We start from the raw sequence: 6,087 nt of genomic DNA, 5'->3' as shown, positions 1-6,087 counted from the left end.
TCATCCGGCCCTCTCGCAAATCAAATCGTCGTCGGCATCCATTTTACCGGCTCACCTCGCTTCTTTCTAGACGATAGTCCGACAGACTGCTAGTAGCGGCCGGCGCGCAGCCACTTGTTGGCGATCACCTTGCTGCCGCTGAGCACCGGGGCGCCGGCGTGCAGGGTGCGCGGGTCGGGCTGGCCGGTGGCGTCGGTGTTGAGGAAGAACAGCGCGCTGCCCTTGCGCGGGAAGACCTCCAGGCCCAGCTTGGGGAAGACGGTGGCGCCGCCCCGTTCGACCTCGCCCAGGTAGAGGATGAAGGTGGCCAGGCGTTGGCCGCCGCGCGCTAGGTGCTCGCGGTGGCCGGCGGCGTCCGGGTTGAGCCAGTCGAAGTGGGCGCGGTATTCGTTGCCGACGCCGTAGCGCTGCAGCTGGAAGGGTTCGCCGCGGTCGAGCGGCCAGTGCGCCAGCGCCGCCAGGCGCTGTTCGACGCGGTCGGCCACGGCGCAGTCGCCGCGCGCGATGTAGGCCATGTCGCTGGTGCGGCCCGCGTGCACGGCGCTGCGGCCGTCCTCCTCGGGGGTGACGGTGGAGCGGCTGTAGCGCTCGGCGCAGTGGGCCTGCATGGCGGCGCACTCGGCGTCGTCGAGCACGCCGCCGAGCAGCACCACGACGGGTTGGCGCAGCACGAACAGCAGTTCGACGTCGCGCCCGTCCAGGCGCAGCGCGGCGGCGTCGGTGTCGATGTAGGGCTGCGCCGGCGCGGCGGCGAAGGCGGGCGCCGGGCAGCCGGGCGCCAGCGCGATGGCGGCGCGCGCCGCCTGCAGGCTGTACTGGCCGGAGCGCGCCATGCTGTCGGCCATCTCGGCCGGGCTGCAGGCGCGCGCCAGGTTGTCGCGGATCCAGGCTTGCCAGTCGGGCGGCAGGGCGGTGAAGGCGGAAAGCGGGTCGGTCATGGCGGCTCGGTGAGGAAGGACGGGACGGGGGCCGCCGGCGCCCGCCCCGCCGCCTCAGCGGGACGGGCTCACAGGGCGGCGCGCGGCGGCCGGCAAGCCATTCTACCGGAAGCGGCGCGGCCGCCGCGGCGCAGGGCGAGGAAGCGCAGCAGGCCGGGCAGCTGCAGCGCGAACAGCAGGCCGAAGGCGCTCTGGTAGGCGGCCGCCGGATAGCGGTGGCCGGCGCCGGCCGGCCACAGGTCGAGCACCAGGCCGAAGCCGGCCTGCACGGTGAAGGCGCCGAGGAAGATCAGCAGGTTCAGGCAGGTGGCGGCGCGCCCGGTCAGGCCGGCCGGCATGCGCTGGGCGATGATGGTGTACTCGATGCCGGTGACGGTGCCGACCAGCGTGAACAGCACGGCCAGCGGGCGCTGCAGCGGCGCGTAGTTGCACACCAGGCCCAGTTGCACCAGCAGGAACAGGGCGACGCCGACGGCGGCGACGTCGAGCGGCGCCACGCCGCGGCGGCCGGCCCACTCGGTGATCAGGCCGACGGCGACGGCGCCGACGACGATGGCCGCCATGCCGTAGTAGAGCAGCTGGACCGTCTCGGCCTCGCTGCAACGGGCGGCGTCGTTCAGCCAGCGGCCTATCCACAGGCCCTGGATGCCGAAGAACACCATGTGCGGCACCAGCATCAGGGCGGCGGTGTCGCGGAAGGCCGGGTGGCGGTAGACCTGGCCCAGGCCGCGCAGGCTGGGCGGCCGGCGCGGCGGCGCCGGCGCGGCCGGCGTCACCGTATGGATCAGCAGCGCCAGCGCGGCGGCGGCGGCGGCCAGCGCGATGAACACGCCGTGCCAGTCGGTGTAGCCGAGCGCCAGCCGCACCGGCACGGTGGCGGCGGCGGCGCCCAGGCCGCCGACGGCGATCAGGCAGCCGTGCACGGTGGGCAGGCGGGCCGGTGGAATCCAGGTCGAGATGGCCTTGACGGCGGACATGAAGCAGCCGCCCAGGCCCAGGCCGATCAGGGCGCGCGCGGCCAGCAGTTCGGCGTAGTTGCGGCCGTGGGCGAAGGCCAGCGCGCCCAGCGCCGCCAGCAGCAGCATCGGCGGTTGCACCCGCTGCGGCCCCCAGCGGTCGAGGGCGACGCCGACCGGCAACTGGGCCAGCGCGAAGGCGAAGTAGAAGACGCTGCTGAGCAGGCCCAGCTGGGCCGGCTTGAGCGCCAGCTCGGCCGTCAGCTGGGGCACCAGGATGGCGTTGACGGTGCGCATCAGGCAGGACAGGAAGTGGCCCATGGCGTAGGGCAGGAACAGCAGGCCGAACAGGGCCGCCGCCGACATCGGCCGGGGCGCTCGCGCCGAAGCGTCCAGTTCCATGGTCAGGCCGCGTTGCTGTGGCCGCCGCCGGCGGCGGCCTCGCCGTGCAGCTGCACGGCCGGGGTCAGCGGGATCACCTTGCGCGGCGCGTGGTCGGCCAGCGCCTCCTGCCAGCCGGCCTCGCTTTCGAAGAAGAACTTGTCCTTGCCGAAGGCCGGGCGCAGATCGTCCATCCAGGTGGCCAGCGGGTCGAACTTGGCGTAGAAGGGCTTGCGCACCCAGTCGGGGTTGCGGGCCTGCAGGAACTGCAGGGCGAAGACCTTCTCGCCGCCCACCGTGGCGATGCCGTCGATCACCACCTTGCCGGGGAAGGCGCTCATCGACGGGCCGCGCACCGTGCGCGCCAGCCCCGACACCATCTGGTAGGCGGCCTGGAAGATCTCGTGGGCGCGCGCCAGCGGCAGGCCGAAGTATTCGCGCGGGCCGGTGTCGCGCTCGACGAACATGTAGTAGGGGATGGCGCCGAGGCGCACGCCGGTGCGCCACAGCTCGGCCCAGCTGGCCGGGTCCTCGTTGATGTGGCGGATCAGCGGACCTTGCATGCGCAGGGTGGCGCCGGTGGCGACGATGCGCTTGACGGCCTGCTGGGCCAGCGCGCCGCGCAGCTCGACGGCGTGGTTGTAGTGGCCCATGATGGCCATGTTCTTGCCGGCCGCGACGACCTTTTCGAACAGGCGCAGCAGGTCGTCGGCGTCGCGGTCGCTGACGAAGCGCTGCGGCCAGTAGGCCACCGACTTGGTGCCGATGCGGATGTTCTGGATGTGGCCCAGCTCGGGCGCCAGCAGCGGCTCGATGTAGGCGGCCAACTGGCGGGTGTTCATGATGAGCGGGTCGCCGCCGGTGATCAGCACGTCGGTGACGTCCTTCTTGTCGCGCAGGTAGCCGGCCAGCTCGTGCGATTCCTTGGCGTCGAACTTCATGTCGTCCATGCCGACGAACTGCGGCCAGCGGAAGCAGAAGGTGCAGTAGGCGTGGCAGGTCTGGCCGGCGCTGGGGAAGAACAGCACGGTCTCCTTGTACTTGTGCTGCAGGCCGCGCACCGGCGCGTCGTTGACGCGCGGCACGTTGTGGGTCATCTGGCCGGCCGGGTGCGGGTTCATGCGCAGGCGGATCTGCCGCACCAGGTGCGCCAGGCGGGCCTGGTCGCCCTGGCCGGCGCCCAGCACCAGCTCGCGCAACTGGGCGTACTCGTGGGCCGGCAGCATGTCGCGGTGCGGGAAGGTGAGGCGGAAGATCGGGTCGTCGGGCACCCGGTTCCAATCGATCAACTGGTCCATCACGTAGGCGTTGGTGCGGAACGGCAGCACGTGGGAGACCACCTGCACCGCCTCCTGCAGATCGGGCGGAATGCTGTCCCACTGGCGCGACTGCGCGATGGTTTGGCGGATATACGGTTTGAATTTGTCGGCGGCGGCGGCGGCTTGCATCGCGGTTCTCCAATCGGGGTAAAGACGGCGGGACTTTCATGCTAGAACTGGAATGGCGCGACGGATTGCCGTATATCAACAGATGGCCGAAAAAGTTCCGAACGGGAACACGTGCGCCATGCAAGCCGCGGCTGGCGCGCCACGCCGCCGCGCCGGCCGGGCGCGCGCTTGCGCAATCGCAATCCCCGCGTCCGCCAGCGGGGTAGAGTACGTCATGCGCATGGGCAACTTTTCCCCGCCGCTTCCCCCAACCGACCAAAGGAATCGAGATGAAACGCTTGTTGACCGGCACCCTGCTGTGCCTGACCCTGGGCCAGGTTGCCGCCGTGATGGAACCGACCGAGAAGAACGCCATCGCCATGGCCGAGCGCGGCGCCGCCTTCATCAAGGAGCACGGCAAGGACGAGATGATCCGCAAGATCAACGCCAAGGATCCCGATTTCCTGCAGGGCGAGCTGTACGTCGACATGCGCGACATCCACAGCGGCATCGTGCTGGCCCACCCGATCAACCCCTCGATCGTCGGCAAGGACCTGACCGACGTGCCCGACGTCAGCGGCAAGCGCTATCGCCGCGAGATCATCGAGCTGGCGCAGAAGAAGGGCAGGGGTTGGGTCGACTATATGTACAAGAACCCGCTCAACGGCAAGATCGAGCCGAAGACCACCTACATCCTGCGGGTCGGCGACGTTGTGCTCGAGGCCGGCATCTACAAGAAATAGCTAATAAACGGGGGGCGGCGCCGCCGTCCCCGTCCATCGCGACATCGACATCCCGGCGGGAGTTACCATGCTTAAACAATTACGGATAGGCCCGAAACTATTGCTGGCGCCCTGCCTGGTGCTGTTGTTGCTGGTGCTCACCGCCGGCTGTGCCTACTACGGCATGGTGCGGCAGAACGCCTCGCTGGAGAACCTGGTGCAGGTGCGCGCGGCGCGGCTGAAGACGGCGGCCGACGTCGGCGGCGAGGCCAAGCACGCCCACGCCAACATCTACCAGCTGCTGGCCTGGGTCACCAGCGCCTTCGCCCAGCCCCGCGTCGACGCGCTGGTGCGGCAGATCAAGGCGCGCCACGCCGACATCGAGCAGCAGCTGGCCGGCCTGGCCAGGGTGGCCGGGCCGGACGAGCGCAAGATCGTCGAGGCCGCCGCCACCGCGCTGACGGCCTACCACAAGGCGGTGCTCGACACCATCGAGATGGCGTCGATGGACCAGTCGATCGCCACCAACTCGATGACCAAGGCGGAGAAGCAGTTCGTCGTCCTCAACGAGGAGCTGGCGCGCCTGGCGGCGCTCGAGAAGCTGCTCAGCGAACGGGCCCACGCCGAGGCCAAGGCCGAGTTCCACGCCCTCGGCCTGACCATGGCCGGCGCCGTGCTGCTGTCGGTGCTGCTGTCGATGGTGGTGACGATGCGGGTGCGCGGCACCATGCTGGGCGACATCCGCGCCATCGCCGAGAGCGTGCAGGGCCTGGCCGCCGGCCGCCTCACGCCGGGCCGGCGCGCCGTCGGCCGCGACGAGATCGCCGACACCTCGCGCAGCCTGGACCAGGCGATCGGCAAGCTCAACGCCACGCTGTGCAGCGTGCAGCAGGCGGTGCAGGGCATCGACACGGCGGCCCACGAGATCGCCAGCGGCAACCTCGACCTGTCGAGCCGCACCGAGCTGCAGGCCGGCTCGCTGCAGCAGACCGCCAGCGCGATGGACAACCTGACGGCGGCGGTGCGCGGCAACGCCGACCACGCCCGCCAGGCCTGCCAGCTGGCCGCCAGCGCCTCCGAGCTGGCCGGCCGCGGCGGCCAGGCGGTCGGCCAGGCGGTGCTGACGATGGACTCGATCCGCGCCAGCTCGCGCAAGATCGTCGAGATCATCGGCGTGATCGACGGCATCTCCTTCCAGACCAACATCCTGGCGCTGAACGCCGCCGTCGAGGCGGCCCGCGCCGGCGAGCAGGGCAGGGGCTTCGCCGTGGTCGCCTCCGAGGTGCGCACCTTGGCGCAGCGCTCGGCCGCCGCCGCCAAGGAGATCAAGACGCTGATCGCCGCCTCGGTCAGCACCATCGACAGCGGCAGCGCCTCGGTGCACCAGGCCGGCGAGCGGATGGGCGAGATCGTCGCCTCGGTGCAGCAGGTCAACGACATCATCGGCCGCATCAGCGCCGCCAGCGCCGAGCAGGCCGAGGGGATCGCGGCGGTCAACTCGGCGGTCAACCAGATCGACGACGTGACCCAGCAGAACGCCGCCCTGGTCGAGCAGGCCGCCGCCGCCGCCGGCAGCCTGCAGGAGCAGGCCGCCCAGCTGAGCGGCGCGGTGGCGGTGTTCCAGGTCGAGCCGGCGGCGGCGGGGGGGGGGGGGGGGGGGGGG

General features: G+C 71.0%; 5 protein-coding genes. 2 read left to right on the top strand and 3 right to left on the bottom strand.

The window, feature by feature from the left end:
• Positions 1–89 precede the first annotated feature (89 nt).
• The 3 genes from H7U20_RS24900 to H7U20_RS24890 all read right to left on the bottom strand — a co-directional run bounded on the left by H7U20_RS24900 (position 90) and on the right by H7U20_RS24890 (position 3,723).
• Positions 90–938: a 2OG-Fe(II) oxygenase gene (locus H7U20_RS24900; RefSeq protein WP_199761838.1), complete on the bottom strand. Its 849-nt coding sequence runs from the start codon at positions 936–938 to the stop codon at positions 90–92.
• 68 nt (positions 939–1,006) lie between these two features.
• Positions 1,007–2,296: an MFS transporter gene (locus H7U20_RS24895; RefSeq protein WP_233411065.1), complete on the bottom strand. Its 1,290-nt coding sequence runs from the start codon at positions 2,294–2,296 to the stop codon at positions 1,007–1,009.
• A gap of 2 nt (positions 2,297–2,298) precedes the next feature.
• Positions 2,299–3,723 carry a KamA family radical SAM protein gene (locus H7U20_RS24890; RefSeq protein WP_199761837.1) on the bottom strand — a complete coding sequence of 475 codons (1,425 nt, stop codon included), beginning with the start codon at positions 3,721–3,723 and terminating at the stop codon, positions 2,299–2,301.
• A 269-nt stretch (positions 3,724–3,992) separates the two neighbouring features.
• Here H7U20_RS24890 and H7U20_RS24885 point away from each other — a divergent pair, with 269 nt between their 5' ends.
• Positions 3,993–4,445, top strand: coding sequence for a cache domain-containing protein (locus H7U20_RS24885; protein ID WP_199761836.1), 453 nt, complete (start codon positions 3,993–3,995; stop codon positions 4,443–4,445).
• 67 nt (positions 4,446–4,512) lie between these two features.
• On the top strand, positions 4,513–6,087 hold a 1,575-nt coding region (locus H7U20_RS24880; RefSeq protein WP_199761835.1), incomplete at its 3' end, for a methyl-accepting chemotaxis protein.

Origin of the sequence: Rugamonas violacea (genome assembly GCF_016461825.1) — a bacterium.
Lineage (GTDB): Bacteria > Pseudomonadota > Gammaproteobacteria > Burkholderiales > Burkholderiaceae_D > Rugamonas.
This window is presented reverse-complemented; position numbering and strand designations above follow the sequence as displayed.

Bases quoted from the DNA above. Each gene is read 5' to 3' on its own strand.
- H7U20_RS24900 (WP_199761838.1), bottom strand. From the start codon at position 938: ATGACCGACCCGCTTTCCGCCTTCACCGCCCTGCCGCCCGACTGGCAA.
- H7U20_RS24895 (WP_233411065.1), bottom strand. From the start codon at position 2,296: ATGGAACTGGACGCTTCGGCGCGAGCGCCCCGGCCGATGTCGGCGGCG.
- H7U20_RS24890 (WP_199761837.1), bottom strand. From the start codon at position 3,723: ATGCAAGCCGCCGCCGCCGCCGACAAATTCAAACCGTATATCCGCCAA.
- H7U20_RS24885 (WP_199761836.1), top strand. From the start codon at position 3,993: ATGAAACGCTTGTTGACCGGCACCCTGCTGTGCCTGACCCTGGGCCAG.